At 68.3% G+C, this 15,250-nt stretch carries 15 protein-coding genes, 1 rRNA gene and 2 pseudogenes; 8 read left to right on the plus strand and 10 right to left on the minus strand.

Annotated elements, in window-relative coordinates; genetic code table 11:
- Positions 1-12: 12 nt before the first annotated feature.
- Positions 13-1,538 (minus strand): 16S ribosomal RNA (locus ACFY16_RS03560).
- Between the two features lie 623 nt (positions 1,539-2,161).
- Positions 2,162-2,541 (minus strand): annotated as a pseudogene (locus ACFY16_RS03565) (DNA-3-methyladenine glycosylase); the annotation flags it as partial.
- A 130-nt stretch (positions 2,542-2,671) separates the two neighbouring features.
- Here ACFY16_RS03565 and ACFY16_RS03570 point away from each other — a divergent pair.
- A complete protein-coding gene (locus tag ACFY16_RS03570; protein WP_390645399.1) occupies positions 2,672-2,953 on the plus strand; it encodes a recombinase family protein in 282 nt (93 codons plus the stop codon).
- On the opposite strand, the gene ACFY16_RS03575 is transcribed toward ACFY16_RS03570, so the two are convergent.
- The gene (locus ACFY16_RS03575) at positions 2,881-3,492 is read right to left on the minus strand and encodes a DNA-3-methyladenine glycosylase (RefSeq protein WP_390645400.1); all 612 of its coding nucleotides are present in this window, start codon (positions 3,490-3,492) and stop codon (positions 2,881-2,883) included. The two genes, ACFY16_RS03570 and ACFY16_RS03575, sit on opposite strands and share 73 nt — an antisense overlap.
- A gap of 20 nt (positions 3,493-3,512) precedes the next feature.
- Positions 3,513-3,764 (minus strand): annotated as a pseudogene (locus ACFY16_RS03580) (DNA-3-methyladenine glycosylase); the annotation flags it as partial.
- Between the two features lie 139 nt (positions 3,765-3,903).
- Here ACFY16_RS03580 and ACFY16_RS03585 point away from each other — a divergent pair.
- From ACFY16_RS03585 to ACFY16_RS03595, 3 genes are all read left to right on the plus strand, one after another.
- On the plus strand, positions 3,904-4,686 hold the full coding sequence (locus ACFY16_RS03585) for a sporulation protein (RefSeq protein WP_390645401.1): 783 nt from the start codon (positions 3,904-3,906) through the stop codon (positions 4,684-4,686).
- Between the two features lie 41 nt (positions 4,687-4,727).
- Positions 4,728-5,267: a YbhB/YbcL family Raf kinase inhibitor-like protein gene (locus ACFY16_RS03590; protein WP_390645402.1), complete on the plus strand. Its 540-nt coding sequence runs from the start codon at positions 4,728-4,730 to the stop codon at positions 5,265-5,267.
- Between the two features lie 144 nt (positions 5,268-5,411).
- Positions 5,412-5,918, plus strand: a complete 507-nt coding sequence (locus tag ACFY16_RS03595) for an HNH endonuclease (RefSeq protein ID WP_390645403.1) — start codon at positions 5,412-5,414, stop codon at positions 5,916-5,918.
- A 77-nt stretch (positions 5,919-5,995) separates the two neighbouring features.
- Here the strand turns inward: ACFY16_RS03595 and ACFY16_RS03600 are convergent, their stop codons facing one another.
- The 3 genes from ACFY16_RS03600 to ACFY16_RS03610 form a co-directional block, all read right to left on the minus strand.
- Positions 5,996-6,952: an SPFH domain-containing protein gene (locus tag ACFY16_RS03600; RefSeq protein ID WP_390645404.1), complete on the minus strand. Its 957-nt coding sequence runs from the start codon at positions 6,950-6,952 to the stop codon at positions 5,996-5,998.
- Positions 6,953-7,082: 130 nt separating this feature from the next.
- Positions 7,083-7,514: an NfeD family protein gene (locus ACFY16_RS03605; protein ID WP_390645405.1), complete on the minus strand. Its 432-nt coding sequence runs from the start codon at positions 7,512-7,514 to the stop codon at positions 7,083-7,085.
- 95 nt (positions 7,515-7,609) lie between these two features.
- Positions 7,610-8,407 carry an ABC transporter ATP-binding protein gene (locus ACFY16_RS03610; RefSeq protein WP_390645406.1) on the minus strand — a complete coding sequence of 266 codons (798 nt, stop codon included), beginning with the start codon at positions 8,405-8,407 and terminating at the stop codon, positions 7,610-7,612.
- Between the two features lie 136 nt (positions 8,408-8,543).
- Between ACFY16_RS03610 and ACFY16_RS03615 the strand changes: the two genes are divergently transcribed.
- Entirely contained in the window at positions 8,544-9,332 is a 789-nt protein-coding gene (locus ACFY16_RS03615; RefSeq protein WP_390645407.1) for a hypothetical protein, read from the plus strand.
- 334 nt (positions 9,333-9,666) lie between these two features.
- Here the strand turns inward: ACFY16_RS03615 and chpE are convergent, their stop codons facing one another.
- The 3 genes from chpE to ACFY16_RS03630 form a co-directional block, all read right to left on the minus strand.
- A complete protein-coding gene (chpE, locus tag ACFY16_RS03620) occupies positions 9,667-9,912 on the minus strand; it encodes a chaplin ChpE (protein WP_351146891.1) in 246 nt (81 codons plus the stop codon).
- A gap of 168 nt (positions 9,913-10,080) precedes the next feature.
- Positions 10,081-10,722: a response regulator gene (locus ACFY16_RS03625; RefSeq protein ID WP_390645408.1), complete on the minus strand. Its 642-nt coding sequence runs from the start codon at positions 10,720-10,722 to the stop codon at positions 10,081-10,083.
- Positions 10,715-11,884, minus strand: a complete 1,170-nt coding sequence (locus ACFY16_RS03630) for a GAF domain-containing sensor histidine kinase (protein ID WP_390645409.1) — start codon at positions 11,882-11,884, stop codon at positions 10,715-10,717. Before ACFY16_RS03630 ends, ACFY16_RS03625 begins: the two co-directional genes overlap by 8 nt.
- Before the next feature lie 227 nt (positions 11,885-12,111).
- On the opposite strand from ACFY16_RS03630, the gene ACFY16_RS03635 reads away from it, so the two are divergent.
- The 3 genes from ACFY16_RS03635 (at position 12,112) to ACFY16_RS03645 (ending at position 15,232) form a co-directional block, all read left to right on the plus strand.
- Positions 12,112-12,810, plus strand: coding sequence for an SDR family NAD(P)-dependent oxidoreductase (locus ACFY16_RS03635; protein WP_390645410.1), 699 nt, complete (start codon positions 12,112-12,114; stop codon positions 12,808-12,810).
- Positions 12,807-14,108 carry an S-adenosylmethionine:tRNA ribosyltransferase-isomerase gene (locus ACFY16_RS03640; protein WP_390645411.1) on the plus strand — a complete coding sequence of 434 codons (1,302 nt, stop codon included), beginning with the start codon at positions 12,807-12,809 and terminating at the stop codon, positions 14,106-14,108. The genes ACFY16_RS03635 and ACFY16_RS03640 overlap by 4 nt, the downstream gene beginning before the upstream one ends.
- Before the next feature lie 299 nt (positions 14,109-14,407).
- Positions 14,408-15,232 carry a transglycosylase SLT domain-containing protein gene (locus ACFY16_RS03645; RefSeq protein ID WP_390645412.1) on the plus strand — a complete coding sequence of 275 codons (825 nt, stop codon included), beginning with the start codon at positions 14,408-14,410 and terminating at the stop codon, positions 15,230-15,232.
- Positions 15,233-15,250 lie beyond the last annotated feature (18 nt).

The following is a 15,250-nucleotide window of genomic DNA, read 5'->3' on the forward strand; positions in this document are numbered from 1 at the left end:
GGTGCTCCTTAGAAAGGAGGTGATCCAGCCGCACCTTCCGGTACGGCTACCTTGTTACGACTTCGTCCCAATCGCCAGTCCCACCTTCGACAGCTCCCTCCCACAAGGGGTTGGGCCACCGGCTTCGGGTGTTACCGACTTTCGTGACGTGACGGGCGGTGTGTACAAGGCCCGGGAACGTATTCACCGCAGCAATGCTGATCTGCGATTACTAGCAACTCCGACTTCATGGGGTCGAGTTGCAGACCCCAATCCGAACTGAGACCGGCTTTTTGAGATTCGCTCCACCTCACGGTATCGCAGCTCATTGTACCGGCCATTGTAGCACGTGTGCAGCCCAAGACATAAGGGGCATGATGACTTGACGTCGTCCCCACCTTCCTCCGAGTTGACCCCGGCGGTCTCCTGTGAGTCCCCATCACCCCGAAGGGCATGCTGGCAACACAGAACAAGGGTTGCGCTCGTTGCGGGACTTAACCCAACATCTCACGACACGAGCTGACGACAGCCATGCACCACCTGTACACCGACCACAAGGGGGCGCCTGTCTCCAGACGTTTCCGGTGTATGTCAAGCCTTGGTAAGGTTCTTCGCGTTGCGTCGAATTAAGCCACATGCTCCGCTGCTTGTGCGGGCCCCCGTCAATTCCTTTGAGTTTTAGCCTTGCGGCCGTACTCCCCAGGCGGGGAACTTAATGCGTTAGCTGCGGCACCGACGACGTGGAATGTCGCCAACACCTAGTTCCCACCGTTTACGGCGTGGACTACCAGGGTATCTAATCCTGTTCGCTCCCCACGCTTTCGCTCCTCAGCGTCAGTAATGGCCCAGAGATCCGCCTTCGCCACCGGTGTTCCTCCTGATATCTGCGCATTTCACCGCTACACCAGGAATTCCGATCTCCCCTACCACACTCTAGCTAGCCCGTATCGAATGCAGACCCGGGGTTAAGCCCCGGGCTTTCACACCCGACGTGACAAGCCGCCTACGAGCTCTTTACGCCCAATAATTCCGGACAACGCTTGCGCCCTACGTATTACCGCGGCTGCTGGCACGTAGTTAGCCGGCGCTTCTTCTGCAGGTACCGTCACTTTCGCTTCTTCCCTGCTGAAAGAGGTTTACAACCCGAAGGCCGTCATCCCTCACGCGGCGTCGCTGCATCAGGCTTTCGCCCATTGTGCAATATTCCCCACTGCTGCCTCCCGTAGGAGTCTGGGCCGTGTCTCAGTCCCAGTGTGGCCGGTCGCCCTCTCAGGCCGGCTACCCGTCGTCGCCTTGGTGAGCCATTACCTCACCAACAAGCTGATAGGCCGCGGGCTCATCCTTCACCGCCGGAGCTTTTAACCTCCACCCATGCGAGTGGACGTGTTATCCGGTATTAGACCCCGTTTCCAGGGCTTGTCCCAGAGTGAAGGGCAGATTGCCCACGTGTTACTCACCCGTTCGCCACTAATCCACCCCGAAGGGCTTCATCGTTCGACTTGCATGTGTTAAGCACGCCGCCAGCGTTCGTCCTGAGCCAGGATCAAACTCTCCGTGAATGTTTTCCCGACTGCGTTTAATTAAAAACTGCGGGACGACACCACGAGAGCGGAACAGCCAGGCGGAATAAGCCCGGCCGTTCACAGCGTCCTCGCTGTGTTTTTTCAAAGGAACCTCGCCCCGACCGATCGGCCGGAGACGGGGTATCAACATATCTGGCGTTGATTTTTGGCACGCTGTTGAGTTCTCAAGGAACGGACGCTTCCTTTGTACTCACCCCTCTCGGGCTTTCCTCCGGGCGCTTCCCTTCGGTCTTGCGTTTCCGACTCTATCAGATCTTTCCGATCCGATTTCCTCGGTGCTTTCCAGGTTTCCGCTCTCGCGTTTCCCTTTCAGGCGTTTCCGACTCTATCAGACCTTTTCTCGATCCGATTCCCTGTCGGTGGGCTTCGTCTCGGGCCTCTTCGCTTTCGCTCGTCGGCCTTTCGACATTCACTACGTTAGCCGATTCCCCCGGCAACTCGTAATCGAGCTCCGCGAGTCCGAATTTCGGGCATGCGGGCATGCCGAATTCGACCCCGTTAGGGATGTCGTAGGTAGTGGGTTGGCCGCTTCCGGCTGCTGGCGATTGCCATACCCGGTTCAGCGGCTCGGGCTACATTACGCACCTCGTGGGGGCGAGTCAACTTGGGCGGCGCCTGGGCGTGTGGGACCGATAGGGGCTCACCGTCAGGTCGTTGGCGACCCAGAACCGCCACGGGTGCACGCCGCCGTCGCCGGCCACGCCGGTGCGGGGACCGTTGCGTACCTGGTCGGGGGGTACGGGCATGCCCGTAAGGATGGTCAAGGGGGAGCCTTCGGGCGCGCACGCGTCCGTACCGTCCAGGGCTCGGTCCGCGCCGAGGGCCGTGGCCAGGCGGGCGGGACCTTTGGCCAGTTCCTTGTCATTTCGGGCCGATAGTCAACGTTTGCGGGCCAGCTCCGCACCCTCGACGATCTCGCCGGCTCTGAGGAGGACCGCGCTCGCCCGGCCCTCGGGATGAGGTTCATGCAGAACCACATGCGTAGGTAACGCACTGAACATGTCTGTCTCTCCTGCTCATCGACAAGGCGACGACAGACTCTTCGGCGTCGAAGTTCCGCGTCGTTTGAGGGCCGCAAGGTGTCGGCTCGCGGGGAAGGCTGGAGGCGCGTGGTCGAGCTGGTTCGGACGGGTACAGCTGATGTCGTCGTAGCCAGGCACTACGACCGCCTCTACCGGACGACACGAGACCTAGTCGAGCTGGTGGACCTGACCGAGGAGACCGGCGTTCATCTGGCCGCCGCACAGGCTCAGGGCGTTCCTGGACTTGGCGACTACTTCGGGTCGTCTGGCTGGCTGCGAGCGAGGCGCACAGCGGCTCAGGCTCCGGCGGACGGCTTGGCTCTCGGGCTCAGTCGGTACGCCGAGACCGTTGGATCGCCGGCGAGGTAGAAGCGGTGCTGCCAGTCGTGGGCCCTACTCACGCCTACCCGAGGGCCCACCCGGATGAGCACAGCGGGTACCGGATCGCCCTCGGACAGCACGACCGAGGCGCCTGTCAGTAGGTCTGTGCCGTTGTGCTCTGCCGTGATGCCGAGCGCTTGGCAGAAGTTCCCCGGCCCCCGCGCGAGACGTGGACTCTCGACCTTGCCCCCTCGCCGCTTGCGTGCCAGTTCTTCTCCTTCGGTGACCCTGCCCGCCCGGATGAGGACGGCTGTGGCAATGCCGTCTGCCCCGGTGACGATGTTGGCGCACCAGTGGAGACCGTGAGACCGGTAGACGTACAGGTGTCCTGCCGGTCCGAACATGACGGCGTTGCGGGGTGTCCTGCCTCGGTAGGCGTGGGAGGCGGGGTCGGCCGCACCTGCGTACGCCTCGGTCTCCGTGATGGTGATGCTCACGGTTCCCTCGGGGGTCTCGTGGGTGAGGATGGCGCCGAGCAGCTTGGGGGCGACTTCTTCAGCGGGGTGAGCAAGATCCGCGATGTTCATGCTGACCGCCCTGACATGGCATAGGTGAAGTAGACATACACGTGTCCTGGCGGACCGAACATCACGTCGTTGCGGGGTGTGCGGCCGCGATAGGCATGGGAGCCGGGGTCGTTCGGGCCGTCGTAGGCCTCGACCTCCGTCAGGCGCAGGGCGATCGGACCGTCCGGGGTGGTGCGTACGAGGGTGCGCCCGAGGAGGTCTGGGGCGACTTCCAGTACAGGCCGGTCGAAGAAGTCCCTGGGGAGGGGCGTACGGTCGAGGGTCGCGATCATGCCCTCCGAGCGTAGTGCAGACGGGTGGGTGCGACGGGGTGGTCAGGGAGCACTCGCCTTGCCAGGGTGTGGGGCGCGGAACCGGTCACGGCCGGATCGCGTTTGTAGGGATCAAGGGTCCACTCGTAAAAGGAGAGTCATGGCGTTCAAGAAGCTGCTCGCGAGTCTGGGGGCCGGCGGGGCTTCGGTCGAGACGGTGCTGACCGAGGTCAACGTCGTTCCGGGCGGCGTCGTCCAGGGTGAGGTGCGGATCCAGGGCGGGTCCGTCGCCCAGCAGATCGAGGGGCTGTCGGTCGGACTGCAGGCCAAGGTCGAGGTCGAGAGCGGCGACCAGGAGTACAAGCAGGACATCGAGTTCACGAAGGTGCGGCTCGGCGGGGCCTTCGAGCTCCAGGCGGGGGCCGTGCACGCGGTGCCGTTCGGGCTCGAGATCCCGTGGGAGACGCCGATCACGATGATCGACGGGCAGGCGCTGCGCGGGATGAACATCGGGGTGACGACCGAGCTGGAGATCGCCCGGGCCGTGGACTCCGGTGACCTGGACCCGATCAACGTGCACCCGATCCCGGCGCAGAAGGCGATCCTGGACGCGTTCATCCAGCTGGGCTTCCGCTTCAAGAACGCGGACATGGAACGCGGCCACATCCGGGGTACGCGGCAGAAGCTGCCGTTCTACCAGGAGATCGAGTTCTTCCCGCCGTCGCAGTATCGGGGCCTGAACCAGGTCGAGCTGAGCTTCGTGGCCGATGAGCACGCGATGGACGTCGTCCTGGAGATGGACAAGAAGCCGGGGCTCTTCAGTGAGGGCAGCGACACCTTCCGGTCGTTCCAGGTGGGTCTCAACGACTACCACGGGACCGACTGGGCGGCTTACCTCAACCAGTGGCTGTCGGAGGTCGGCAGCAAGCGCAACTGGTTCTAGGCTCGGGGCCTACTGAAGGAAACCGATCAGGAGGTACCGAGGTGACCGAGCTCAAGCGGCGGCCGCTCCCGCACGACTTCCATCCGCCCGTGCCGTCGTTCACGGTCACGAGTGAGGACGTCCAGGAGGGCGCGACGCTCAAGGACGCTCAGGTCTACGCGGCCGGCAACACCTCGCCGCAGCTGCGGTGGGAGGGCTTCCCGCCCGGGACCAAGAGCTTCGCCGTGACCTGCTACGACCCGGACGCCCCGACGGGCAGCGGGTTCTGGCACTGGAGCGTGTTCGACATCCCGGCTTCGGTGACGGAGTTGCCGACGGGTGCGGGCAGCGGCAAGTTCGAGGGGCTTCCCGAGGGTGCCGTTCAGGTGCGCAACGACTACGGCAGCAAGGACTTCGGCGGTGCCGCGCCGCCGCCCGGGGACGGTCCGCACCGGTACGTCTTCACGGTGTACGCGGTGGACCAGGAGAAGCTCGGTCCGGACGCGGACGTGTCGCCCGCGGTCGTGGGTTTCAACCTGCGGTTCCACGCGATCGCGCGTGCACAGCTGGTCGGTGAGTACGAGGTGCCCGCCGAAGACTGACGTTCATTGAACGTTTGCCCGCCTCTGGTCTTGGAAGTGATCAGAGGCGGGCATTTTTATTGCGTTGTCCATCTCGGCGTGCCCGGCCAGAGTTGATCCCAGCCCGCCAGGGGGTGGGCCGGTGCGCATGGGAGGTGGGCTGGAATGCGGGACACGCTGGTACTGAACGCCAGTTTCGAGCCGCTGTCGACGGTGACGTTGAACCGAGCCGTCGTTCTGGTGCTGCAGGACAAGGCCATCGTCGAGCAGGCCCACCCCGAACTGCGCATGCGCGGAGCCGCGGTTGACATACCGGCGCCGAGGGTGATCAGGCTGTGCAGGTACGTACGAGTGCCCTTCCGAAGACAAGCTCCCTGGTCGAGGCGAGGTGTTCTGGTACGCGACCGGCACAGGTGCGCGTACTGCGGCAGGCGGGCGACGACCGTGGACCACGTGGTGCCGAGGGCGCAGGGCGGTAGGGACTCCTGGCTGAACACGGTCGCCTCCTGCGCGGAGGACAATCACCGCAAGGCGGACCGGACTCCGGAGCAGGCGGGTATGCCGCTGCTGCGGCAGCCGTTCGAGCCGACGCCCGCGGACGCGATGCTGCTGTCGCTGGGCCACGAGGACTTCGAGGCGCTGCCGGAGTGGCTGGCACAGTCTGCCGCCTAGGCGGTATGTGAGACCGGGGTCCATCTCCGTCAGGAGATGGACCCCGGTCTCGTATGCGTCTGCGGGCCGTCGGTCGGTCAGTCGATGGACGGCTGTTCGCGGCGCTCCGTGCCGCCGCCCGAGCCGGAGTTGTTGCCGCGGCCGCCCGAACCGCCGCCCATGGCACCGAAGTTGCCCATGGCGCCGGACAGGCCCTTGAGGGCGTCGCCGATTTCGCTGGGCACGATCCAGAGCTTGTTGGCGTCGCCTTCGGCGATCTTGGGGAGCATCTGGAGGTACTGGTACGAGAGGAGCTTCTGGTCCGGGTCTCCGGCGTGGATCGCCTCAAAGACCGTACGGACGGCCTGGGCCTCGCCCTCGGCGCGCAGGGCGGCTGCCTTGGCCTCACCCTCGGCCCGGAGGATCTGGGACTGCTTCTCGCCTTCGGCGGTGAGGATGGCGGCCTGGCGCGTACCTTCGGCGGTGAGGATCGCGGCGCGCTTGTCGCGGTCGGCGCGCATCTGCTTCTCCATCGAGTCCTGGATGGAGGTGGGCGGTTCGATCGCCTTGAGCTCGACTCGGTTGACGCGGATGCCCCACTTGCCGGTGGCCTCGTCGAGGACTCCGCGCAGGGCCGCGTTGATCTCCTCGCGGGAGGTCAGGGTCCGCTCCAGATCCATACCGCCGATGATGTTGCGGAGCGTGGTGACGGTGAGCTGCTCGATGGCCTGGATGTAGCTGGCGACTTCGTAGGTGGCGGCCCTGGCGTCGGTCACCTGGTAGTAGATGACGGTGTCGATGTTGACGACCAGGTTGTCCTGGGTGATCACCGGCTGCGGCGGGAACGGGACGACCTGTTCCCGCAGGTCGATGCGGTTACGGATGGTGTCTATGAACGGGACGACGATGTTGAGGCCCGCGTTGAGGGTGCGTGTGTAGCGGCCGAAGCGCTCTACGATGGCCGCGCTCGCCTGTGGGATGACCTGGATCGTCTTGATCAGGGCGATGAAGACCAACACCACCAGAATGATCAAGACGATGATGACCGGTTCCATCGTGCTCCCCGTGCCCTTCTCCGCCTCGGCGCTTTCGGAAGATCTTATGGTTGTTGAAGATCTTGCTGGTCGAGTCTGACAGACCGTCGTGTGCCTTGTGGGGTGTTCCGGTCACTTGCGTCGTACGAGGTCAGATGACGATCGCCGTGGCTCCTTCGATGTCGACGACGTCCACTTCCTGGCCCACTTCGTAGGCGCGGCCGACATCGAGTGAGCGCGCCGACCAGACCTCGCCGGCGAGCTTGATGCGGCCTCCGGAGCCGTCGACGCGCTCCAGGACAAGGGCTTGTTTGCCCTTCAAGGCGTCGATGCCCGTGGCGAGTTGGGGCCGCTGTGAGCGGTGTCTGGCCGCGATGGGGCGTACGACGGCGATGAGGGCGACCGAGACGACGGCGAAGACGAGGACCTGGACGACGACATCGAAGCCGAGTCCGGCCATGACGGCGGCGGCGACGGCGCCCACGGCGAGCATGCCGAACTCCGGCATCGCGGTCACCACGAGGGGGATTCCGAGCGCTGCCGCGCCGACGAGCCACCACACCCATGCGTCGATGTCGTTCACAGGGTCATGGTAGGTCCGTGGCAATGTCGCCGACAGGGCGCCCATCGGGTTGGCGGGGGCTTCTTACCCTTGTTTCCGCGGGTACTTCACGGGTTTCAGGCCATCGGCAGGCCCTGCGCGGTCCAGCGGTCGCCGACCTGTTCGACGACGAGCGGGAGGCCGAAGCAACGGGACAGGTTGCGGGAGGTGAGTTCGAGCTCCAGCGGGCCTGCGGCGAGGACCTTGCCCTGGCGGATCATGAGGACATGCGTGAAGCCCGGGGCGATCTCCTCGACGTGGTGCGTGACCATGATCATGGAGGGGGCGATCGGGTCGCGGGCGAGGCGGCCGAGGCGGCGGACCAGGTCCTCGCGGCCGCCGAGGTCGAGGCCGGCGGCGGGCTCGTCCAGGAGCAGCAGTTCGGGGTCGGTCATCAGGGCGCGGGCGATGAGGGTGCGCTTGCGCTCGCCCTCGGAGAGGGTGCCGAACCTTCGGTCGAGGTACTCGCTCATGCCGAGGCGGTCGAGGAAGGCGCGGGCGCGCTGCTCGTCGATGTCCTCGTACTCCTCCTGCCAGCCGGCTGTCATGCCGTAGGCGGCGGTCAGTACGGTCTGCAGGACTGTCTGGCGCTTGGGGAGCTTGTCGGCCATGGCGATACCGGCCATGCCGACGCGCGGGCGCAGCTCGAAGACGTCGGTGCCCGGCCGGCCGAGGGCCTCGCCGAGGACGGAAACGGTGCCGGAGCTGGGGAAGAGGTAGGTGGAGGCGATGTTCAGGAGGGTCGTCTTGCCGGCGCCGTTCGGGCCGAGGATGACCCAGCGCTCGCCCTCCTTGACGGACCAGGAGACCTGGTCCACGAGAGCCCGGCCCTCGCGGAACACGGATACGTCCTGAAGCTCCAGAACATCGCTCATGAGCGCGTTGTCTCCCCTTGCAGTGTGGCCGGTCTCGGCGTCTCGGCTGTCGTGCGCCGGTGGGCGCAGCCCTCAAGGAAATCTACGCCACCAGTCGCCCGGTCCATTCCATCGGTCCGGTCCTTAGGCTGGGGGCATGCTCTCGGAACCGCGCTCTGGACGCCTTGCCGCTTGGGGAAATGCCCTTTTGGCCGGACTTGTCTCTCCTGACGACGCCGTGCTCGCCGTCGTCGGGGAGGATGCCGTGCACCGGGTGGAGGGGCTGCCCGGCGAGCCGGCGCCTGTCGGGCTCACGCTGGCCCTGGGGCGGCTGCGGAGGCTGGGAGTGACCGGGTTGCGGGTGGCGCTGCCCGCGCCGGGGCATCCGCTGGGGCTGAGCGGGCCGCCGGAGTTCAATGCGCGAGCGCTGGAGGCAGAGGAGGCGGTGGTCTGCTACGGGGCCGCGCTGGGGCTGGTGCCCGAGGTGTCCGAGGCCGGGCCCGTTGGTGATGTACATGTCGAGGTGGTGTGGCACTGCCTGCCCGTGTGGGAGGCTCCGCCTGCGGACGTGCCGTCGCTGGGCGAGGCCGAGCGGGAGCTTGCCGAGGCCTTGCGGGAGGCGACGGAGGTCCTGTCCCGGCTGGACGTCGCCGGGTCGGGGCCGGTGGCTGAGGCGGCGCTCGATGCGTATCGGGCGCGGGCCGAGCGGGGGCGGGAGGTGTTGGCGCCGGGGTATCCGCCGCGGGCGGTGCGGGTGCTGGAGCTGGCTCAGCGGGTGGGGTTGTTGATCTCTCTGGCGTATGAGAACGGGCACGGGGGTGCGGTGAGTGCGTCCGAGATGGGGGCACGGGGGGCCGCGTTGCGACCGGTGGAGCGGACGGCTCGGCGGGCGCAGGTCGCGGCGTACAACTCCGTTGTGGAGGAGCGGGAGCGAGGGGTGCGGTGAGGGTTGGCTGGTCGGTGATCGGGGGTGAGTGATCGCCGATCGGCGAGCGGCGGCCGGTGACCGGCAGTGGGCGAGCGACGGCCGGTCACCGGCAGTGGGTCGTGCGGCGGCCGGTGACCGGCAGTGGGTCGTGCGGCAGCCGGTGACCGGCAGTGGGTCGTGTGGCAGCCGGTGACCGGCAGTGGGTCGTGTGGCCGGGTGCTTGCTGGGCGGCGCCCGCGCCCGCCCGTGCCGCCCTGGGCGGCACGGTTGCCCGCGGCTCTGCAAAAACGAGCCGACCGGCCCCCCAGGAGCGCCTGGGAGGCCGGAGGTCGTTGCCGCCGGGTGGCGGGTGTCAGCGGTTGATGCCGAGGTTGCCGAACGCCGGGTTCAGCACACCGATGACGTTCACGCTGTTGCCCACCGCGTTCACGGGGATGTGCACCGGGGCCTGGATGACGTTGCCCGAGACGACGCCGGGCGAGCCCTTGGCCTCGCCGCCGGCCCACGCACCGTCGGTGGCGGAGGCCATCCCGGCCCCGGCGGCGATCAGCCCGCCGGCCACCATCGTCACGGCCGCTGCCTTCTTCAGGTTCTTCACTTCTCAACCCCTCCTGGCGATCGCCGCGGCAGTCGCCGCAGCACGCACTGGAGAACGGCGGAGAGGCACGAAGGATGCGCCAGGCGAGGGACATTCCCACGACGGTATGAATCTCAGACCGGAGTGGACCTTCCCGGTTGCCGCGGCGAGCGCCTCCGGGAGGTCGTCTCAGCTGGTCACGCCATGACGTACGGCCCACAGCGCGGCCTGGGTGCGGTCCGCCAGGTCGAGCTTCATCAGGATGTTCGAGACGTGTGTCTTGACCGTCTTCTCGGACAGGACGAGGGCCCGGGCGATCTCGCGGTTGGACCGGCCGTCCGCTATCAGCCCCAGTACCTCGCGCTCCCGGTCCGTCAGCGAACCGCCTCTTCCCTGGGTGGAGTTGGCCTCCTCCTGGGACAACAGAACGACCGCGACCTCGGGTTGGAGCAGGACGTGGCCCGCGTGCACGGAGCGGATGGCGGCGGCGAGCGCGTCCGGGTCCACGTCCTTGTAGACGTAGCCGGCGGCACCCGCGCGCAGGGCCGGGACCACCGTGCGCTGTTCGGTGAAGCTGGTGACGATCAACACGCGCGCGGGGTTGTTCAGCTCGCGGAGCTTGCGGAGGGCCTCCACGCCGTCCATGCCGGGCATCTTGACGTCCATCAGGACGATGTCGGGTTTCAGTTCCTCGGCGCGGGCGACCCCTTCGGCACCCTCCGCCGCCTCGCCCACGACCTCGATGTCGTCCTGGATCTCGAGGAAGGTGCGCAGGCCCCGGCGGACGACCTGGTGGTCGTCGACGAGCAGCACTCTGATTGCGTCAGCCACCGGGGACCTCCAGCTCGATCGTGGTGCCCTTGCCGGGCGCCGATTCCACCACCAGGGTGCCGCCGACCCCGCCGGCCCGGTCCCGCATGGAGACCAGGCCGAGGTGGCGTCCCGCCCGGCGTACCGTGTGCGGTTCGAAACCGCTGCCGTCGTCCGTGACACGCAGGACCGCACCGCAGCCGCGCCGGTCCACCGTCACGTCGACGTGCTCCGCCCCGGAGTGCCGCAGGGCGTTGTGCAGGGCCTCCTGGGCGACCCTCAGCACGGCTTCCTCCTGGGCGGCCGGGAGCGCGCGGAACTTGTGGGCGGCGAAGGTCACACGCGCGGTGTGGGCGCGGTCGAGGACCTGTATCTGGGTGCGGAGGGTGGCGACCAGGCCGTCCTCGTCCAGCGCCGCGGGGCGCAACTCGACGACCGCCGCGCGCAGTTCGTCGGCCGCCTCCGCGGCGAGCACGGCGACCTGCTGCAGCTCGCCCTTGGCGCGGGCCGGGTCGCGGTCGACGAGGGCCGCGGCCGCCTGTGCCGTGAGGCGCAACGAGAACAGTTTCTGGCTGACCGCGTCGTGCAGTTCGTGGGCGAGGCGCGAGCGTTCCTCGGCGATGGTCAGTTCGCGGCTGCGCTCGTAGAGGCGGGCGTTCGTCAGGGCTATGGCGGCGTGCTGGGCGAGGATGGCGAGCAGTTCCTCGTCCTCTTCGGTGAAGCCGCAGCTGCCTTCCGGTTCGGGGCCCGGGGGGTGTCCTTCCACGGGACGCAGCTTGTTGGCGAGGAACAGCGCGCCGATCACCTCGTCGCCGTCGCGGATCGGCAGCCCCAGGAAGTCCGACATGTCGGGGTGGGCGGACGGCCAGCCCTCGAAACGGGGGTCCTTGCGCACGTCGGCGAGGCGTTCGGGTCTGGCCTCGTGCAGCATCGCGGCGAGGATGCCGTGCTGGCGCGGCAGCGGGCCGATGGCCTTCCACTGCTCGTCGCTGACGCCGTCCACCACGAACTGGGCGAAGCCTCCGTGGTCGTCCGGGACGCCGAGCGCGGCGTACTGCGCGTCGAGCAGCTCGCGGGCCGAGGCGACGATCGTCTTGAGGACGTCGCGCACCTCGAGGTGCCTGCTCATGGCCAGCAGCGCGGAACTCACCGCGGCGAGGCCGGACCGGGGGCCTTGACTCATGACCTCACGGTACCGGCGGGGTACGACAGCGGGGATCGGACCTGCGGCGCGGTCGCCCGGGCCGGTGGGCCTAGGACTGGCCTAGGTCCGGGGTCCTGGGAACTGCGGCTTAGGGCGAAGGGCCCCACCGTTCTGCGGCTCGCGTCCGAGGCGGTGCGACTGGCCCGGTTCCTACGTTGGGGGCACCGCCGATCGGAGGCGGTCAGGGACGAGGAGACGGGGTTGTCATGCCGGTAGCGATCATCACGGGGGCGTCCAAAGGGCTGGGGCGGGCGCTCGCCGAGGCCCTGGCCGTACGCGGCTGGGATCTGGTGCTCGACGCCAGGACGGCCCGGGCCCTCCAGGAGACGGCAGCGGCGCTGGGGGCGTACGGCACGCGGGTGGCGGCGCTCCCCGGGGACATCACGGATGCCGGGCACCGGTCCGAGCTGGTGGCGGCGGCCTGGAAGCTGGGCGGTGTCGATCTGGTGGTGAACAACGCCAGCGCGCTCGGCGCCGAGCCGCTGGTGCGCTTGGAGAGGCTTCCGCTGGAAGGGCTGCGGCGAGCGCTGGAAGTGAACGTGGTGGCCGCGCTGGGAGTGGTCCAGGAGGCGCTGCCCCTGCTGCGGGCCTCGGCGGCGGGCTCGGTGATGGCGGTCAGCTCGGACGCGGCCGCCGAGGCGTACGAGACCTGGGGCGGCTACGGGGCCTCCAAGGCGGCCCTGGACCAGCTTGCGGCCGTGCTCGGCGAGGAGGAGCCCGGGCTGCGGGTGTGGGCGGTCGATCCCGGGGACATGGCGACGGACCTGTATGCGGCGGCCGTACCGGACGACGACGATCCGCGGCCGCAGCCGGCCCGTGTGGTGCCGGCCTTCCTGCGGCTGCTGGACGAACGGCCGGCGAGCGGCCGCTATGCGGCTCCCTCGCTGCTGGAGGAGCGGCGATGACGCTGACGACGGGGGTTCCCCCGCACGAGCGCGGTCGAGGGTGGGAGAGGGTGCCCGAGGGGCTGTCCGCGCGCGTGCCGGTCGAGCAGCGCGGGCCGGGGCTTGATCGGGACGCCGTTCGGCTGCTGGTGTCGCGTGGGGTCGAGGTGGCGCACCACGCGTTCGTGGAGTTGCCCCTGCTGCTGCGGGCCGGGGACCTGCTGGTGGTCAACACCTCTCCGACGCTGGCCGCGGCGGTGGACGGGCGGCTCGGGCACGCGCGCGTGGTGGTGCATTTCTCGACGCGCGGCGACGACGGGCGGTGGGCCGTGGAGCTGCGGGATCCGGACGGTCTGGGCACCACGCGCGCGCGTACGGGCGGGCCCGCGGGGGCAGAGGTGCGGTTGCCCGGGGGCGTACAGCTGGTTCTGGAGGAGCCGCTGAGTGCGCGCGGTGAGCGGTTGTGGTGGGCGCGGGTGTCAGCGTCCGGGGGTCGCGCTGCCCACGGCTCCGGGGCTGCGGCTGCGGACGGCGCCGACGCCGCGACTGAGGCTACGCCCACCGACGACGCCGGGGCCGCGACTGCGGCTGCCGCTGCCCATGGCGACGAGGCTGCGGCGGTCTCTGCTGTTGACAACGCGGCGGTCCAGGGGTCCGAGGAGGCCACGGCGGTGGTCGGGCTGTTGCGGGAGCACGGGCGGCCGATCCGCTACTCGTACACCGAGCGGGACCAGCCGCTTTCGGTCTATCAGACGGTGTTCGCGTTGGCGTCCGGCGACGGGTCGGGCAGCGCCGAGATGCCGAGTGCGGCCCGGCCCTTCACCGCGCGGCTGGTGGCGGAGCTGGTGAGCCGGGGTGTGCAGTTCGCGCCGGTCTCGCTGCACACCGGGGTGGCTTCGGCCGAGGCGCACGAGCCGCCGTATCCGGAGCGGTTCGCGGTGCCGGAGGCGTCGGCTCGGCTGATCAACGGCGTGCGGGGCGGGGGCGGGCGGGTGATCGCGGTCGGTACGACGGCCGTGCGGGCCGTGGAGTCGGCGGCCGGGCCCGACGGAGTGGTGCGGGCGGCCGAGGGCTGGACGGATCTCGTGGTCACGCCCGAGCGCGGGGTGCGGGCGGTGGACGGGCTGCTGACCGGGCTGCACGAGCCGGAGGCCTCGCATCTGCTGATGCTGGCGGCCGTCGCGGGGCGAGCGGCGATCGACCGCAGTTACGAGGAGGCGCTGCGCGGGCGCTACCTGTGGCACGAGTTCGGGGACGTGCACCTCATCCTCCCCGCGGAGACCGCTGACGCAGAGCATTGCTTCAGCAACCGTTGGTGAGACTGCCGCGACACCGATGTGAGCCCGCGCATAGGGCCCACATCACGTACGAAGGGACATAGGAGACAAAGGTATCCGCTGAACGGGGCAGACGACCCAGTCTGTCCCGTTTTGCCCCTCCCGGGTCCACTACCCGGGGTCGTATGTCACACCTTTGCCTCGCGTTTTTGCGGGCGCTAAGAATTGCTCTCGTCGCTCAGCGCCGTGGGTTCTCCCCGCGGCGTTCGTGCCGAAAGCACCGGTGTCCCCCGTCGGACAGGAAGAGCGACCTCCGCGCTATTCGAAGAGGTCTATCTGCCATGCCCAAGAACAACCGCACCCGTGGTCACAGTCGCACCCTGACCAAGTCCCACAAGATCGCGATCGCGGGTGTCGCCACCCTCGGCGCTGCCGCCGTCGCCTTCTCCGCGGTTCCGAGCAGCGCGCAGTCGACCACGACGGACGCCGCCTCCTCGGCCCGGGTCGCCTACAGCCCCGAGCAGATCAAGGACGTCAAGGCCAGCGTCACCGACCAGCTCGCCGGTGCCAGCGTGAAGGTCGAGACCATAGCGGCGAAGCAGAAGGCCGCTGCCGAGACCGTCGCAAAGGCCGCCGCCGCGAAGCAGGCCGCCGTGAAGGCCGCCGCAGCGAAGCAGGCCGCCGCAGCGACCGCCGCGAAGGCCGCCGCAGCGAAGCAGGCCGCCGCAGCGACCGCCGCGAAGGCCGCCGCAGCGAAGAAGGCCGAGGCGGCGCGCCAGGTCAAGGAGGCCGTGAGCCGCTCCGCGCAGCGCCCCCAGGTCGAGACCGTCGCCGCGAAGACGTACGCCAACAACCTCGACGGCTGGATCCGGCAGTCCCTGGACATCATGAAGGCCAAGGGCATCCCCGGCACCTACGACGGGCTGCACCGCAACATCATGCGGGAGTCCTCGGGCAACCCCTACGCCATCAACAACTGGGACATCAACGCCATCAACGGCATCCCGTCGAAGGGCCTGCTGCAGGTCATCCCGCCGACCTTCAAGGCGTACCACGTGCCCGGCACCTCGTGGAACATCTACGACCCGGTCGCCAACATCACCGCCGCCGCCAACTACGCGGCCGACAAGTACGGCTCGATGGACAACGTCAACAGCGCGTACTGAGGCCGGCGCGGGCCTCGG

The organism is Streptomyces sp. NPDC001315 (assembly GCF_042896175.1).
GTDB lineage: Bacteria > Actinomycetota > Actinomycetes > Streptomycetales > Streptomycetaceae > Streptomyces.

Coding starts and splice junctions, on each gene's coding strand:
- ACFY16_RS03575 (WP_390645400.1), bottom strand. CDS start 3,492: ATGAACATCGCGGATCTTGCTCACCCCGCTGAAGAAGTCGCCCCCAAG.
- ACFY16_RS03595 (WP_390645403.1), top strand. CDS start 5,412: ATGCGGGACACGCTGGTACTGAACGCCAGTTTCGAGCCGCTGTCGACG.
- ACFY16_RS03600 (WP_390645404.1), bottom strand. CDS start 6,952: ATGGAACCGGTCATCATCGTCTTGATCATTCTGGTGGTGTTGGTCTTC.
- ACFY16_RS03615 (WP_390645407.1), top strand. CDS start 8,544: ATGCTCTCGGAACCGCGCTCTGGACGCCTTGCCGCTTGGGGAAATGCC.
- ACFY16_RS03645 (WP_390645412.1), top strand. CDS start 14,408: ATGCCCAAGAACAACCGCACCCGTGGTCACAGTCGCACCCTGACCAAG.
- ACFY16_RS03635 (WP_390645410.1), top strand. CDS start 12,112: ATGCCGGTAGCGATCATCACGGGGGCGTCCAAAGGGCTGGGGCGGGCG.
- ACFY16_RS03585 (WP_390645401.1), top strand. CDS start 3,904: ATGGCGTTCAAGAAGCTGCTCGCGAGTCTGGGGGCCGGCGGGGCTTCG.
- ACFY16_RS03640 (WP_390645411.1), top strand. CDS start 12,807: ATGACGCTGACGACGGGGGTTCCCCCGCACGAGCGCGGTCGAGGGTGG.
- ACFY16_RS03630 (WP_390645409.1), bottom strand. CDS start 11,884: ATGAGTCAAGGCCCCCGGTCCGGCCTCGCCGCGGTGAGTTCCGCGCTG.
- ACFY16_RS03610 (WP_390645406.1), bottom strand. CDS start 8,407: ATGAGCGATGTTCTGGAGCTTCAGGACGTATCCGTGTTCCGCGAGGGC.